Origin of the sequence: Caballeronia sp. LjRoot31 (assembly GCF_964253885.1) — a bacterium.
Taxonomy (GTDB): domain Bacteria; phylum Pseudomonadota; class Gammaproteobacteria; order Burkholderiales; family Burkholderiaceae; genus Caballeronia.
In genome coordinates, this window is the sequence record NZ_CAXURX020000001.1 from 2,648,315 (window position 1) to 2,662,481 (window position 14,167).

The 14,167-nt window shown below is 59.8% G+C and carries 13 protein-coding genes; 7 read left to right on the top strand and 6 right to left on the bottom strand.

The features are described 5' to 3' along the window. Nucleotides 1–7 precede the first annotated feature (7 nt). Entirely contained in the window at nt 8–922 is a 915-nt protein-coding gene (locus tag ACSQ8V_RS11635; protein ID WP_436182020.1) for a LysR substrate-binding domain-containing protein, read from the bottom strand. A 413-nt stretch (nt 923–1,335) separates the two neighbouring features. On the opposite strand from ACSQ8V_RS11635, the gene ACSQ8V_RS11640 reads away from it, so the two are divergent. Then, nucleotides 1,336–1,734, top strand: coding sequence for a transposase (locus ACSQ8V_RS11640; protein ID WP_213761671.1), 399 nt, complete (start codon nt 1,336–1,338; stop codon nt 1,732–1,734). A gap of 412 nt (nt 1,735–2,146) precedes the next feature. Further along, on the top strand, nt 2,147–2,407 hold the full coding sequence (locus ACSQ8V_RS11645; protein ID WP_436182021.1) for a hypothetical protein: 261 nt from the start codon (nt 2,147–2,149) through the stop codon (nt 2,405–2,407). 343 nt (nt 2,408–2,750) lie between these two features. Here ACSQ8V_RS11645 and ACSQ8V_RS11650 read toward each other — a convergent pair whose 3' ends face one another. Beyond that, a complete protein-coding gene (locus ACSQ8V_RS11650; RefSeq protein ID WP_213761673.1) occupies nt 2,751–3,065 on the bottom strand; it encodes a hypothetical protein in 315 nt (104 codons plus the stop codon). A gap of 304 nt (nt 3,066–3,369) precedes the next feature. Here ACSQ8V_RS11650 and ACSQ8V_RS11655 point away from each other — a divergent pair, with 304 nt between their 5' ends. From ACSQ8V_RS11655 to ACSQ8V_RS11665, 3 genes are all read left to right on the top strand, one after another. Then, a complete protein-coding gene (locus tag ACSQ8V_RS11655) occupies nt 3,370–4,098 on the top strand; it encodes a YdcF family protein (protein ID WP_436205812.1) in 729 nt (242 codons plus the stop codon). A 291-nt stretch (nt 4,099–4,389) separates the two neighbouring features. Continuing rightward, complete coding sequence (locus ACSQ8V_RS11660; protein ID WP_213761675.1) at nt 4,390–4,629, top strand: hypothetical protein; 240 nt, start codon at nt 4,390–4,392, stop codon at nt 4,627–4,629. Between the two features lie 193 nt (nt 4,630–4,822). Continuing rightward, complete coding sequence (locus ACSQ8V_RS11665; protein ID WP_031358965.1) at nt 4,823–5,086, top strand: hypothetical protein; 264 nt, start codon at nt 4,823–4,825, stop codon at nt 5,084–5,086. A 110-nt stretch (nt 5,087–5,196) separates the two neighbouring features. Here the strand turns inward: ACSQ8V_RS11665 and ACSQ8V_RS11670 are convergent, their stop codons facing one another. Both ACSQ8V_RS11670 and bamC read right to left on the bottom strand, forming a co-directional pair. After that, a complete protein-coding gene (locus tag ACSQ8V_RS11670) occupies nt 5,197–5,484 on the bottom strand; it encodes a putative quinol monooxygenase (RefSeq protein WP_213761676.1) in 288 nt (95 codons plus the stop codon). Nucleotides 5,485–6,129: 645 nt separating this feature from the next. Beyond that, nucleotides 6,130–7,341 carry an outer membrane protein assembly factor BamC gene (gene bamC / locus ACSQ8V_RS11675; protein ID WP_213761677.1) on the bottom strand — a complete coding sequence of 404 codons (1,212 nt, stop codon included), beginning with the start codon at nt 7,339–7,341 and terminating at the stop codon, nt 6,130–6,132. A 508-nt stretch (nt 7,342–7,849) separates the two neighbouring features. Here bamC and ACSQ8V_RS11680 point away from each other — a divergent pair. Both ACSQ8V_RS11680 and ACSQ8V_RS11685 read left to right on the top strand, forming a co-directional pair. Beyond that, nucleotides 7,850–8,344 carry a DUF2844 domain-containing protein gene (locus ACSQ8V_RS11680; RefSeq protein ID WP_213761678.1) on the top strand — a complete coding sequence of 165 codons (495 nt, stop codon included), beginning with the start codon at nt 7,850–7,852 and terminating at the stop codon, nt 8,342–8,344. Between the two features lie 8 nt (nt 8,345–8,352). Continuing rightward, on the top strand, nt 8,353–9,681 hold the full coding sequence (locus ACSQ8V_RS11685) for a DUF3443 domain-containing protein (protein WP_436205813.1): 1,329 nt from the start codon (nt 8,353–8,355) through the stop codon (nt 9,679–9,681). A gap of 265 nt (nt 9,682–9,946) precedes the next feature. On the opposite strand, the gene ACSQ8V_RS11690 is transcribed toward ACSQ8V_RS11685, so the two are convergent. Together ACSQ8V_RS11690 and ACSQ8V_RS11695 are read right to left on the bottom strand one after the other, a co-directional pair. Then, entirely contained in the window at nt 9,947–11,011 is a 1,065-nt protein-coding gene (locus ACSQ8V_RS11690) for an OmpA family protein (RefSeq protein WP_436205814.1), read from the bottom strand. A 94-nt stretch (nt 11,012–11,105) separates the two neighbouring features. Then, nucleotides 11,106–13,652 (bottom strand): YadA family autotransporter adhesin, encoded by a 2,547-nt coding sequence (locus tag ACSQ8V_RS11695; RefSeq protein WP_436205815.1) that lies wholly within the window; start codon nt 13,650–13,652, stop codon nt 11,106–11,108. Between the last annotated feature and the right edge of the window lie 515 nt (nt 13,653–14,167).

Genomic DNA, 14,167 nt, shown 5'->3' on the forward strand with positions numbered 1-14,167 from the left:
CGATCGGCTAAGCCAGTTCTTCAACGCGTTTCGGCAATCCGGCGACCAGGCCCCACACCGACTCGGCGGCAGGCGACAACGACCGGTCGCGCCGCCGCACCAGCTCGACGGTTCGCTCGACCCGCGGCACCAACGGTAACGCGACCAGTGACGAGTTCGCCGGCAACGGCAGGGCCAGCCACGGCAGCACGCTAATGCCGACACCCGCCTCCACCAGCCCGAACACCGTAGCGGAATGACCCAGCTCCTGCACCACGTCGGCAATGACATGATGCTCACGCAGCACGGCATCGATAATCGGACGGCTTCCGGAAGCATGGTCCAGCATGACCAGACGTTCGCCGGACAATGCGGCCCACGGTACCTCCTGCGCCGCGGCAAGAGGATGATCCCGTCTCGCAACCGCGCAAAACGAGTCGGTCATCACGACTTCCCCATACAGGTCGTCATTGGCGTAGGGGCCGATCGCCACACCGAAATCGACCTCGCCCGATTTGACCTTGCGAATCACGTCGCTCTGGAGGTCGTCACGCAAACCCAGTGAAATCAACGGAAATTCCCGGACACAGGCCGAAATGACGAGCGGCATCAGACGGCACGCCACGGTCGGACTGGCCGCGACAATGACCCGTCCGCGCCGTTGCTGACCGAGATCGCGGATTTCGCGGAGTGCTTCATCAAGGTCCGAGAGCAGCCGCGACACGCTGCCCACGAGATTCGTGCCAACGTCGGTGAGTTGCACCTCGCGGGTGGTCCGGTCGACCAGCTTCAGCCCGATTTCCCCCTCGAGCTCACGCACGCACCGGCTCACCGCCGACTGCGTCAGGCCGATTTCATCGCCGGCGCGGCTAAAGCTTTGCAGCCTGGCGACTTCAATAAACACGCGTAGCTGGCGCAACGTCACATTGAGCGCTCGGCTCATACCCTTCCCTCATCAATCCATCTCATAGATGCAAATTGTAGATCAAGGTCGGTCAAGAAAACGGTTTCATCAAGGGGCGCGCTGCGGTGCAGCAGAAATGCATTCGCGCACGCAGGATGGGCTTATTGCACTTGATTGGTGATTGTCCCGATTTCATTAACTGCACTTATAGCGTCTCATACGGCCCATGCTGGCACCGCGCCAGCCTACTGCCGCGAGGCTTTCCGGCCGATCGATACACGCATGGCACGGTTCTCGCATTTACTTGCGCAGAGGTCGGCGCCATTGCAGTTTTAAACGCAAATCGTCCGTCGCAATGTCTGCTCCGACCTTACCTGGGTTCGATCTTCGAATTCCGACCAGAGTGCGCGGCGCGGGGCAGCGCACCGGGGTTAGCTTCGCTGAGGTGAAACATGATGTTCGACGATCTAAGAGATAACGAGTGGGCGCTGGTAGAGGCCTTGTTTTGCGCAGAACCGGCACGCAGCGAACGGCGCGGCCGTCCGCGTGTGGAAGCACGCGCTGTTGTCAATGCCGTGTTGTGGGTCCTGTCCACGGGCGAAGGCTGGTCGAAGTTGCCGGGCCGCTACCCGTCGCCGCCGACTTGCCGTCGACGGTTCGACGAATGGCAAGCAGATGGTACGCTCGCCGAAATCGTGAAACGGCTGGGCAGCAATGGTCGTGAGGTGTCGTTGCGGGGCCGGATCGGTTCCACCGCCGCGAAACCGCCTGCACCGCCGAGCCGCGACCGTCTGCGTGGCGCATTCTGGACGAATCCGGAATCGTGGCGCGCGCCGGTCAAGATGGCCTGACAGCCGGCCCAATGCGGTAAGCGGCATGGTCGGTCGCTGTACGGCCAGGCTGTGCGGCTAAATTTATGCGAAGCACCCGCGCGCAGGTTTCCTGCGTTTTATCCCGGCTCCCACCGATGTCTCTCCTCGAGTGATGAGCCACCGGTCTGCACTCGCAGACCGTTTAGTCAGTCAAAAATCTGCCGGCAGGCGCTCGCCTTTCGTTCATCGAAAGGGAGCGCATGGCGTGCACTATCTCCACGCACATTGACGTTGCGGTCGCTCAAACATGCGCCCCGCGACGATTTGTTGCGCCCAGCCAGGAAACCCGGGAAACAACTCTTTACCAATATTTACAGCATGCTTTCGTGCGCTGGCATAGCTTGTGAAATTGGCTAGCGGACCAATACCGGTCCGAAGGGGAGTTTTCATCATGAAACCAATGTCACTGGTGGTATGCGGCATTGTGCTTTCATCGCTGGGGGCGGCAATTACGGTGCACGCGGAACCGGCTGCGGGCAACTTCGCGCTGCGCGCGGATACGCAAGCCAGTCCGCAAGCCTGGAGGAAGGAGCCAGTGCGTGGCAGCGATATGACCGAAACCGCGCCGCGCGGGGATTTGCGAGGCGATATCGCGAGTAATGCGCGAGCACGGCCGGAACCGGATCGCGGAGGTCGCCCGCGTAAGCACTGAGGAGCGGTCGAAACGCACAAGTCACCGGACAAGCGTGCAAAGCCACCGGCATACTGCGCAATGAAATCATATTCGGTCGATGGAGTGCCCTTCCGGGAACCCTTCCTCATCGCGCCAGTCCGACCTTATGCCATGAGCACAGCGTGGCAGCAGTAGATCCGGTACGCCCGTATCCTCGTGATACGGGCTTTTTTTTGTCGGAATTTTGCCGCTGTCATGAGCGTGCCGCTTTCACAGCCTGACCCATTCGACGCAGAAGTGGCGCTACCGCGGCCGCAACCGTTTGCCCGGCACTGGAGCGCTCGACGCGCGAGACTGCTTCAGCGCGAAGGTTGGAAGCGCTTTAAGCGCGTGCTTCGGCCAGGGGTTCCTGAATGACGGCCGGAGAATAAGGCGCTGCGCGATGCAGGTCCCAGTCCATCGAACGCTCGTCTCGCGCGAGCCGGGAAAATTCGAATTTGCCCCGCTCGGTTACTACCGCAATGTCCACGGGCGCGTGAAAACCGGGAGCGGGTGCAACGGTGCGTTGCCGGACCAGTTCCAGCAGGCCCAGGTCGCGTAGATGGCTGAAAACGTTAGGGCGTCTTGCCCACGGAACTTGACGATACTGAGCTCGCCGGAGCGCTTCGAGTACGGCTTCGTTTGAATACGTGGTCATCTCGTTATATCTTCCAGTGCAGCCGTGACGGCGCCACATGGCAGTAACTGACTGCCAGCGGCACCGACTAAACGCGGCACGCCCCGAAACCAGTCAAAATGCCGACTTCGCGGCCCCTGACCGGAACTCGCAGCCGCCGCTTGCGCTAGGTGCTGCTTATTTCTGCTTACCGCTACTTATAATTCCGAGCGCCCGTTAAACGCGCACTACACCACGCGTTCCGCAGTTCCGGCGATGCATTCTCACGAATGCGATGACCACGAAGCGGATTATCTCGAAAACCTATACGTTACCTCAAACCAAATTGGTTCTTATAACTTTATTGCTGCTTTTCTTTGCACTGTTCGCAGTTTGGCGACAACGCCGGCGCGCGGTCGCGCTTGTTTGCGCCGTGCTGTTCTGGGCGCTGGGCGCGAGTTGGCTCGCGGCGCCGCTGCTTCACCTTGCGCAGCGCGGGTTCGAAGAGAAGTCGAGACCGCGGGACGTGCATTTCGCATCGCGAACGACTTTTATCCTGCTGGGCGGCGGCACGCGTTACGACGACGACAAACGCCTGGTTCCAAAACGTGATGCGTTCACGCGTATTGTTGTCACAGCCGAGCTGTATCGTGAGTGCCGGCGCGCGGGCGGCGCCTGCCGTGTGATCGTAAGCGGCGGCAATCCACAGCATCATGAACAAGCCGAAGCTGATAATTATGCGCCCTTCCTGCTCGCTCGCGGCGTAAGCGCCAGCGATCTCGTGCTCGAAAACGAAAGCCTCAATACGTACCAGAACGCTCGCAATGTCGCGAGCATCGTGCAGCCGGAACGCGACGAAACCCTGGTGCTGATTACGTCCGCTTATCACATGCAACGGTCATTGCTTGCCTTCAGCGCTTTTGGCCTCGACACGCAAGCGTTCACCAGCAATGTGCGGCAATCCGAAGCGACATTCTTTCCCCGCCGGCGCGGTTTCATCGATACTGAAACTGCCCTGCATGAACTGGTCGGCGTCGCACGCTTTCGGGTGTACCGGAGATTGGGGCTATATTGAATCGAAGCTTGAAGCGACCTGGTGTTATCGGTCATGTGTCAAGGTCGTTACCCATCTCGAAATTCAGTACTAGAAAGCAATGCGCTTCGCCGGTATTATCGCCGGTTCAGTCAATCGACTGGCCGGGCTGATGCTCTGTTAGAGTCGAACCGCAGTGTCATTGCTGAAATGTGACGGCACTGTAACTACATGTAACGATTCGCGGGCAGGATCGGTATTTGCTACGCAGCGTGTAATGTCTCGCCAATCGGGACAGGCCAACCCGGGTTCAACGAGTCTATGGAGGTAACAATGAAGAAAATGTCCCTGGCAGTCTTGTTTTCCCTGAGCGCAATGACCAGCGCGGCGTTTGCGCAATCCGATCAGGGCGTCATGATGAGTACGGATCCGGCCAAAATCTCGGATATCGAGCAGCGCGCGCAGGACCTGCAGGCACGCCAGTCGAACATGCAGACCGAAATGCCGATGCACAAGGGCGCCACGCATCACAAGAAGTCGGGCATGAAGCATTCGAAAGGCACGGCCGAATAAGCAATCGCGTTTATGCGTCGCAACGGCACGCAAACGTTAGCCGTTGGACGAAAAAAGCCGGATACGACGCACGACGCGTTGTATCCGGCTTTTGTTCGTTATCGACGACTTCAGGCGACTATGCGTTCACCGCCACGGCGTATGCTACATTCCGCGTCGATAAATTGAATCGCACCCGTGTGCGGAGGATCGTATGAGCAACATCCAGCTGGATATTGAATGGACCGAAGCAGCATCACGCAAGATTGAAAAGCTGATGCCGCGTAACGCAAAGGACAAGGACGCATATCTCGCGCTGCCGCCCGTGGAGTGCCTGCCCATGGAAGGCGACGTGCTGTTTCTTGGCCCGGACGGCAAACAACAGCCGTTTATCGTGGCCGAACGTCAGTACCATCATGACGGCGACGCCGACTGGACCATCATCCTGATTCTCGACGTGCCGCACGAGACTCATTAAGGGCTGGCGAGGTAAAGGCTGTGGTGTTGTCAGGGCCGCGGGTTAGGGCCACCAAGCACGGAGACATTGCCGCGCGGACGCACCGGTGACCGCGTGCCCGATTCAGCGGCTCAGAGCTTTGCCACTACGTTAATTTCACCGTGCTCGATCAGGTCCGGCAGTGTTTTGCCGAGCGCCTGGATGTGCGGCGTTTGATTGTGTTCGGCCAGAGCCGCCTCGCTTAGCCAGCGCTCGAAGAATACGAACCGACGTGGTTCCTTGATGTCGCGATGCAGGTCATATTGCACCGCGCCTGGTTCCTTGAGCGTCGGCGCCACGATGCCCTGTAGCGCTTCCTTCAGTTTGTCTTCGTTGCCCGGTTTGGCGACGAATGTTGCGACCACGGCGATTTCCGTCATGACTTGACTCCAGATTAAAGGATCAAGCATAGCGTCGACGTCACACGCTCGCTGAAACGGCTTTTGAATGGACCAGAAAAAAGCCCGCGTTCCCTTTGGGGAGCGCGGGCAAAAGCCGTCGCCCTACGAGGATAGGCGACGGGGCCATCGAGATCCGCTTGGCCAGCGGACCGCAATTCGTGAAAAGAAAATTGGTGACATATGGCGACGTGAAGCACGTACGCCGCTTCGCGCAGGCACCATGCAGATTACATGCCACAGATGCAATGTAATCCCTATGCGATTGATTCCTATAAGCTTTCCCGCACATAAAAAAGTAGAAACAGCGCCCGACCGAACAATGTAACTACTGCTGTAACGTGACACCGGCATCATGAAAGATCCGCTTCCTTCCCTCAAAGGTCCTTCGCCCGAAGCGTAACGCGGAGACCATGTTCACTCGCGCGCGTTACCGCGCATTTGAACGCAAAAGGCATTTTCATCAAGTGCTTCAACTAATTTCGGACGCAAAAAAACCCGCCTGAACTTCAGGCGGGTTAGTCGCGGGTCAAGCATTACGCGCGGTCTTTCGGTGACATTCAGCTTACTGATTCAACCTGCTGACTCAGCCTCCTGAACCAGTCCGCAGAAACTCTGCGGTGCGCTTCAATGCAACTGGTCGTCGAGCAAGCCCATGATCTGGCGCGCTTGCGGCGAGGAATCGACGTTACCCTTGCTGTCGATGATCGACACACGCGTCTGTGTCTCTGTCAGCGCGCGCACGTTGATCTCGTAGTTCTTGGGTAGCTTCTCTTTCTTACCGTGGAACACCTGGTTCCAGAAGCCCTGCTCCGCCGACGTCATGTCCTTCGGGTCGACATACCGGACGAAATAAATGCCGCGGCCACGATCACGGTCGTCGACGGTGAAGTTCGTACGGTCGAGCGCCAGACCCACACGCAGCCAGGCACGATCGTAGGGCTCCGGCACGTTGATCTCAACCGAGCTGGCTTCGGGCACCACGTCTTCCTGGATCGGCGTCTGCGCCGCGAGGGCGACGTTCTGTGCCGCCCTCTGCGCTGCAGTAGTGGACGCGGGCGAGCTCGCTGCCGCGGCCGCAGCCATGGCAGCGTCGGTCGCGCCGGTCTGGCCGCTGGCCTGACGCGCGTCGGCCAGTGCAAGGTTAGCCATCAAGCGCTTGAGGTATTCGCCTTCCAGGGCGGGATCGTTAGGCTTGGCCTGCCACTGGCTTTGATCGTTATTGGTTCCCGTCAGCGCCTCGCGCATGCCCTTCTGACTGATGAACACATACGTTCCGCCGTTCGGCGCTGCCTCGAGCCGGGTGCGGTATTTGTTGCGTTCGGCGGCAACGTATGAGTTGCCTGTTGCCATTGAAAGCGTATTGCGAATCAGCCCGTCCGAGATCTGCGGATGGGTTTCGTTCCAGTCGGTTTCCATGACGCCCTTGTCACGCGCGTCCACGACGAGCAGGAAGCCCTGTTCCTGCCAGAAACGACGAATCTGCGGCCAGACCTGATCTGGCGCCCTGGTGTCGATGACCAGCCAGCGCTCCGTGCCATCACGCTGAATATGCATGCCTGACACGGGCGGGATGACCGTAGGCGCGTTCGGCGCGACCTTCTGCACTTGCTGGAGGTCCGATAGCGACGCCTGCCCGCCCTGCGGCGGCAAAGAGCGCTGATCCCCCGTTTCGTCGAGCAGATTGGGCGGAACAGCTAGGGAAGCCTGTTTTGCCCGGGCATCGCTCTTGTAATTGATTGCATCGGGAGACGACGTACCGCATCCGGCAACAAGGCCTCCCACCATCAAGAGGGCTGCGACCTTCAAAGCGGGCTTGTTCACACGAAAATCTGTCATGTTTGGGAAATCCTTCCGCTACGCCACGGCGTTTTCCGTGGATCAACCAAGCATTTTACCGGTCCGACGCGCCGTCGTGCAAAAACAGTGTCCCTGACGTTGTACGGCCCGGATGACACGGCACCCGCGAGGTCGCCCGGGCATGAATTCCATGCCGGGAAATTTGAACGGGCATCGCGCATCCGGACAGGCGAATCAGGCCACTCCTGCACGCTTCCGAACATGCGTTCCGACGTGCTGCCCGGCTTCCTTTTTTCGTCCGCCGAAGTCCACCTTCAATCTCATAAATCGCTCTCGCGATGACCATCAAGACAATTTGTGACAATTGCTCTTGCTTTGTCCTAGCCTAATTTTCGCAACCAACGCATTGTTTAATAAGCACTTTTAACTAATTTTTGAGACGTTTTTAAAGACCACACAAGACAATTCCTATCCATGTTTTTTGAGGCACTCATATCCTAAAATTAATTATAGATAACAAGAACGGCCACGAGAACGGAGTAACACCATGCCTCACATCAAGTCCCTCACCCCTCTTCGGGCAACTGCTGCCGCGCTGGTGATTGCGGCAAGCGGACCGGCACACGCACAACTTGGCGCCACCGTCGCGATCGTTGCAACGGGCACATCGAGTTCGTCAAACACAGCGGATGCCGCTCCTCCGGTATTGCATCAAGCCGCGAACAGCGCGGCGCGCTGGCAGGAATCGACCGATGCCAATCAGATTCGTGTGCGCCAGTACGTGTCTTCCTCGGGACAGGTCTATGCCGTCAGTTGGGACGGCCCGGCCATGCCCGATATCGCGGTACTGCTCGGCACCTGGTTCGGCCGGTATACGCAAGAAGCGAGCGCGGCGCTACCCAATGCGAGCGGGCTGCACTCATCAAGGGTGAGCAGCAGTGATCTCATGGTGGAAACGGCAGTGCGCTTGCGCGACTTCAGCGGCCGTGCCTGGCTCCCCAGCGCGTTGCCGGCCGGCGTCACGGCAGCAGACATTGACTAGAGGTAACCATGCGAAACCTGACCTGCGTACTTATCACGGCGATCGTTGCCGTTAGCGTCACGATGTCCGGCTGCGGTGGTGGCGGCGGCGGTGGCAGTAATGATTCAACGAGCGCCGCGGCAGCCGGGGCAAGTTCCCCGACTGCCGCAAGTGCTCCGCTGGCATCGAGCGGAGCATCCGCTGCCAGCACGCCTACTGCCGCGACACCCGCCCAACCTGCTGCACCTGCGAGCGCGCCAAACAACACGGTCGCTCAGTCGACCACGCCTAACGTGCTGCCTATTACCGTTGCACAGATCGCGACCGGTACTCGCAACATGTTGCAAACCAGCGTGACGATCTGCGTTCCGGGAACAAGCACATGCCAGACGATCGACAATATCCAGGTGGATACGGGATCGCAGGGATTACGCATCCTTGCTTCCGCGCTCGCGCCAACTGTGGTGCTGCCCTCCGTTGCGGCCAGCTCGGGTTCGACCGCGGCAAGCTGTACCGTATTCGGCTCGGGTTACACATGGGGTTCGGTGCGGACCGCCGACGTGCATCTGGCCGGCGAGGTGGCAGCGGCGACATCGATCCAGGTCATCGCGGACCCGGCTATTCCGGCCGTGCCCACGGACTGCAGTAACTCGGGCCTGCCGATGCTGACCGCTACGGCGCTGCGAAGCAACGGTATTCTCGGCGTAGGGCCGTTCACCGCCGACTGCGGCAGCGGCTGCGCCACGACCGCCTTGCCACGCTGGTACTACGGCTGCTCGTCGGGCGCGTGCGTAGCAGCTACGTTGCCGGTTGCACAGCAGGTGACCAATCCAATAAGCCGATTCGCCACCGACAACAACGGCCTTGTCATCGACCTTCCCGCGGTCGCCGCCACCGGCGCAGCGAGTGTCACCGGCACCATGACGTTCGGAATCGGCTCACAGTCGAACAATCTGCTTGGCAGCGCTCAGGTCCTCCCGAGCAACTCGATAACAGGATTTGTTTCGACCGCCTTTCAGGGGCAAACCTACAGCACGAGTTTCATCGACAGCGGATCGAATGGCCTGTTCTTCGCGCTGAGCTCCGTGCCGGCGTGCGGCTTCTGGTTCTGTCCAACCGCCGTGCAAAGCCTGACTGCGACTGTTGCCGGCATCAATGGCGCAACGAGCAACGTGACGTTCACAATGGGCAACGCAACGTCGCTATTCGCAACCGGCAACAGCGCGCTCAGCAATCTGGCGGGACCCGCAAGCAACTACTTCGACTGGGGCCTGCCCTTCTTCTTCGGGAGACGCGTCTTTACCGCGATCGAAGCGAGTGCGACACCAGCGGGCAATGGTCCTTACTATGCGTTCTAGGCCCTGAGCATGTGCTGCGGCGGCTCCTGATAGCCGAGCCGCCGCTGCATACGTCGAAGGCTTCGCCGCGATTAGCATGCGCTCGCGTTCTCACGATTCCGCGTGCTCGCGAGCATGCATATGTGCGACCACCAATAGCGCCGCTTGCCCGTCCTGCACAGCAACGTCCACGTCCTCCAAAAATACGTTTCAAACTAACCGTCCCGGAGACACGCGCGTGGATGAGTGAATCCGTGCGCCTTCACGTGCGCCTTCACGCCCCCCTTCACGTCCCCTGATCTTCCTTGTGTAAAAAGCGCAACTCGACACGCCGGTCGTTTGCCAGACAAGTCACCAGCGCACGTCGGTCGCGCATCCGGCAATCCGTTCCCGGCGATGCCCGGCCGTAACCTCGTGCCTGCACCACAGTCGTCACGCCGCCCGATACCAGATAACGCCGGACAGTCTCGGCACGCTGATGCGAGAGCCGCCGGTTGTGGGCCCCGCTGCCTAAGCGGTCAGTGAAACCCGACACGGTAATCGACGACACGGCGCCGTCTCCTTTCACGTCCGCGATCAAACCATCGAGCCTCTCCCGGCCTTCCGATGTGATGGATTCAACGCTGCTGCCGTTGAACGCGAACAACGCGTCGACAGGTAACGCAACCAGCTTGGGCAATGGGTCGGACGAACCCACGTCCTCTCGCGGAATCACGCAGCCGTCAAGACTCTGCCGCGCTTCACCCAGTGTGGACTCGACCATGTCGACCTTGATTTTTGCCTTGTCGAACTGGCGGGTCCACGCATCATGGCCCGCGTGCATCAACTTGACTTCGGCGCATGCTGTCTGCTTTTGCGCCTGCGGGCAATAGATAAACCGCGGATCGGCAATGATCGCCTGCAGACTCGTCGTCAGGTCCGGACGCAGCACTGCGACCGTCCGCAGCGATGGGTTATCGGGCGACAACGGCTGTGTACCTTCAAGTCCGGCGGTCAGGTGCGCAGCCTCGCCGATAGACTCTTCTACAAAGCCCCAACGATCTCCCGCATCGATCTCGCTTTTTGCCACGTCGATCCAGCATTGGTCTTTGTAGCCAAAATAATTGGCCTTGCGTTCATCCAGTTGGTCGAGTCGTGCTTGCAGTAGTACAAGCACCTCACGAGGTTTCTCAATTTGCCCGTAGACGCTCGCCCAAGGCTCAACAGCCGCACCCGCTTGCGTGCTTTGCTGCGTGCCGAACCCCGTTTGCAGAACGGTTGGATCCTGGATGCCCAGGCTGTCACGCAATTCCGTGTTGGCGCAGCCCGCCAGCGCATAGATGCAGGCTGCGGCGAGGATAATGTTTTTCATGGTTCGACCCGGTGACATCCACGGCGCATCGAGCTCCGTGGACTTGCTGTGCGTACCGCCCGTGACGGCGGCAATGTTCAATTCGCTACGCTGGTCAGCTGCCGAACACGTAACCCACGCCCGCACGCACAATGGTGCTGTTGCCACCCGACGACGACACTCCGCCATTGAAGTTGATGTTGCCCTTGTCATTCCAGCGCGAAACGCCAATACCCATTGCCGCCTGCCCGCGATAAGCCGCGACACCCGCATTCAGCGTCGTTCGTCCCGGCAGGTACGGCGTCACGACGTTGAGCGCCGACGCGGACGCAATCCCCTTGCGCGTGTTGCGGTCGAGGTCGCGAATTTGCTGGTCGGTATTATTGAAGCGCTGATCGGTATAACTGTTGGCCTGATTGAGCGTGGAACTGGCTGACTGGTTTAATTGGCTCAGGTTGACGGCGTCAGTTGCCGACGTACCGGCCGCTACGTTGGTGATCTGCCGCTCGCTGCCCACCGCTCCCACCGATACCGACGACGCGCGATCCGCCAGCGAGCCCGCCCCCAGCGCCACCGAATTAGCGGCGCTGGCCGTGGCGTTCGCGCCCATCGCGACGGCATGCGTGCCGCTCGCCGTCGCCGCTTCGGTTGATGTATCGCCGGCCGCGCTATAAAGCGCGCTGCTTGATGTCACGAAGTTGCTGACATGGCTAACGATATCGTTCAACTGACCCAGGTTCACGGCGTCTGTGGCAAGCGTGCCGGCGGCTACGTTATGGATTGCCGTGCCGCCGGCAATGCCCTGTCCGAGCGTGACGTTGCCGAAATCCGTCGCACCGCTTGCGTTCTTGTCATAAGCCAACGCGGTGACTGCCTTGCCGGTCTGATCGACCAGACCGGCACTCTTCAGTTGCCCAACGTTGACCGCATCTGTGTCGGCAGTGCCTGCCTGGACATTGGTGATCTGCCGCTCATTGCCCGCCGCGCCCACCGACACACTATTCAAGCGGTCCGCCACCGAGTTCGCGCCGAGGGCAACCGTGTTGCCGGCAACAGCTTGCGCATTACCGCCGATCGCAGTGGCGTTGAGGCCACTTGCGGATGCGGCGGCAAGCGTTGTGTTCGATACAAAGTATTTGAGCGCGGCGCCGTTCTGCAAGCCGTCGACAAGTTGCGCCGTCTGGAACAACTGGTCACCGTTAACCGCGTCCGTGCTGCCCGCTTTTACGGCTCCGGCCGCGACGTTGTGCAATGCGACGGGCGAAACGGCGTCCGAACCACCCAGCGTCACGCTGCTTCGATTGACCGAGCCATCCGCTTTTGAGTCGTAGGTAATGGCAGCAACCGTATTACCCGTTGGGTCGATCAGACCTGCGCTTTTCAGTTGCGCCACGTTCACGGCGTCCCGATCCGCGACGCCCGCCTTCACGTTCGACAAGATCGTGCCGCCGGTTCCGCCCAGCACGACGTTCGATTTGCTGTCGTCCGTGTACGACAGTTTCAACGGTTCCGCACGGGTCAGCGTGGCGAGCGAGGCAGCAACGTCTTGTACGTTCGTATTGGTCGCGTTCAGTTGGGCGCCGTTGACGGCGTCGCTGCTTTGTACGCTCAACGCGCCCGCCTTCAGGTTGGTGAGCGCTACCGCAGGTGCGCCCGGTTGGCCCCCGAGCGTCACCATGCTCTTGTCCGCAGTGTCATACGCGACAAATCCATTGGCCCTCTCGCCCAGCGCGTTGAACTGGCTCATGTTGACTGCGTCCGTTGCACTGATCCCAGGCGCCACATGCACGATTCGCCTTTCCGACCCGACGTCACCCACGGATACCACGTTGTCCAGCGAACCGTCGCTGTTCGCGCCAAGCACGATGCTGTTCTGTCCTCTCGCGGTTACGTTGCTGCCCAGGACGAACGAATCCGCGCCTGATGCTACGTTACTGTTTCCAATCACGTAGGTCCCCGCGCCATTCACGGAGTTATCCTTGCCAATCGCTCCGGCAGCCGCCGAATAAACCTGCGCACCCGAGCCAATTGCAAGGGAATCCGTGGCGTCTGCATTGACGGACGTGCGCCAGCCCATGGCAAGTCCATGGTCCGAATAAACACTGGTGCGAACGCCGAGTGCAGTGGATTCACTGCCCGATGCCGACACCCCTGCTCCGAGCGCCACCGAGCCTGTCGCCGCGCTCGCATATGAGCCGGCAGCAACGGAATAGTCCCCGTTCGCGTGCGCGTTCACGCCGATTGCAACCGCGTTCGTACCGGTCGCTACGGTAGGCGTTGAGCCGTCGATTGGCCCGGATACGATCAGCTGATCCGGTGTAAGGCTGGACGCGGATAAGGCAACCGCCGCAACCCGGCCGGCACCTTCACTGCCCGGCCCGGAAGCACGTGGCGCAACAGCGCTCAATGCCTCGCGCACTTGTGATGAATAGACCTGAGCACGTTCGCTCGAACCCTTCGCCAGGTTGTCGACAAGCACTGCGCTCGATACTTGCGGCACCGCCATCAAGGAGAATGGAGCGAGCGCCAGGAATATCGCGGTGCCCTTTTTCGTTCGCCGACTGGAGCACGCGATCTTCGAAAGACCGTGCGAGCCAGCCTCACGCAGGCCAGTGGACACCTCATTTTGCTTCTTCAATACCACGCGCTGCGTCTTGTTCATTTTTTTTGCTCTCTCAGGTCTTGGACGCGCGGACGCGCCCTCGGAATCATTTGGCATCGGGTCCCGGGTGGTCGATCGATCAGGACCAGCGACTTGAGCGTGCGCAGGAACGCACATGGCCGCCGATTTGCCTCGGCAGCCAGCAGACACGGATCAATGTGGTTCCCGTCAGGCAGAAAGCCGGTAGCACGCTCGTGTGCCACTGTGACAGGTCAAGATAAATTTCCCCTATCAGTAAACTCTTAAAACGACGGGAGATAGGCCATTCGATAGAGGATTCGAGCATTTTATCCGGACTATTCGTGTTTATTTGGCACCAGTGCCCAGGATGAGATATCCCGGGACGCGCCTTGCGAGTATCCTGAATGAGCTAAAACGTCGAGCGCGTGTTCAGACACGCAAGGTCAGAAAAACCAAAACCCGCTACCCCAAATGCAAAGACGGCGGCGTGGTTCACCACGTCGCCGTCCTGATCAAACAAAATGCAAACAACATCCAACCAACCGCCACACATC

Bases quoted from the DNA above. Each gene is read 5' to 3' on its own strand.
- ACSQ8V_RS11645 (WP_436182021.1), top strand. From the start codon at position 2,147: ATGAAACCAATGTCACTGGTGGTATGCGGCATTGTGCTTTCATCGCTG.
- bamC (WP_213761677.1), bottom strand. From the start codon at position 7,341: ATGACAGATTTTCGTGTGAACAAGCCCGCTTTGAAGGTCGCAGCCCTC.
- ACSQ8V_RS11665 (WP_031358965.1), top strand. From the start codon at position 4,823: ATGAGCAACATCCAGCTGGATATTGAATGGACCGAAGCAGCATCACGC.
- ACSQ8V_RS11660 (WP_213761675.1), top strand. From the start codon at position 4,390: ATGAAGAAAATGTCCCTGGCAGTCTTGTTTTCCCTGAGCGCAATGACC.
- ACSQ8V_RS11685 (WP_436205813.1), top strand. From the start codon at position 8,353: ATGCGAAACCTGACCTGCGTACTTATCACGGCGATCGTTGCCGTTAGC.
- ACSQ8V_RS11640 (WP_213761671.1), top strand. From the start codon at position 1,336: ATGATGTTCGACGATCTAAGAGATAACGAGTGGGCGCTGGTAGAGGCC.
- ACSQ8V_RS11635 (WP_436182020.1), bottom strand. From the start codon at position 922: ATGAGCCGAGCGCTCAATGTGACGTTGCGCCAGCTACGCGTGTTTATT.
- ACSQ8V_RS11670 (WP_213761676.1), bottom strand. From the start codon at position 5,484: ATGACGGAAATCGCCGTGGTCGCAACATTCGTCGCCAAACCGGGCAAC.
- ACSQ8V_RS11690 (WP_436205814.1), bottom strand. From the start codon at position 11,011: ATGAAAAACATTATCCTCGCCGCAGCCTGCATCTATGCGCTGGCGGGC.
- ACSQ8V_RS11695 (WP_436205815.1), bottom strand. From the start codon at position 13,652: ATGAACAAGACGCAGCGCGTGGTATTGAAGAAGCAAAATGAGGTGTCC.
- ACSQ8V_RS11680 (WP_213761678.1), top strand. From the start codon at position 7,850: ATGCCTCACATCAAGTCCCTCACCCCTCTTCGGGCAACTGCTGCCGCG.
- ACSQ8V_RS11650 (WP_213761673.1), bottom strand. From the start codon at position 3,065: ATGACCACGTATTCAAACGAAGCCGTACTCGAAGCGCTCCGGCGAGCT.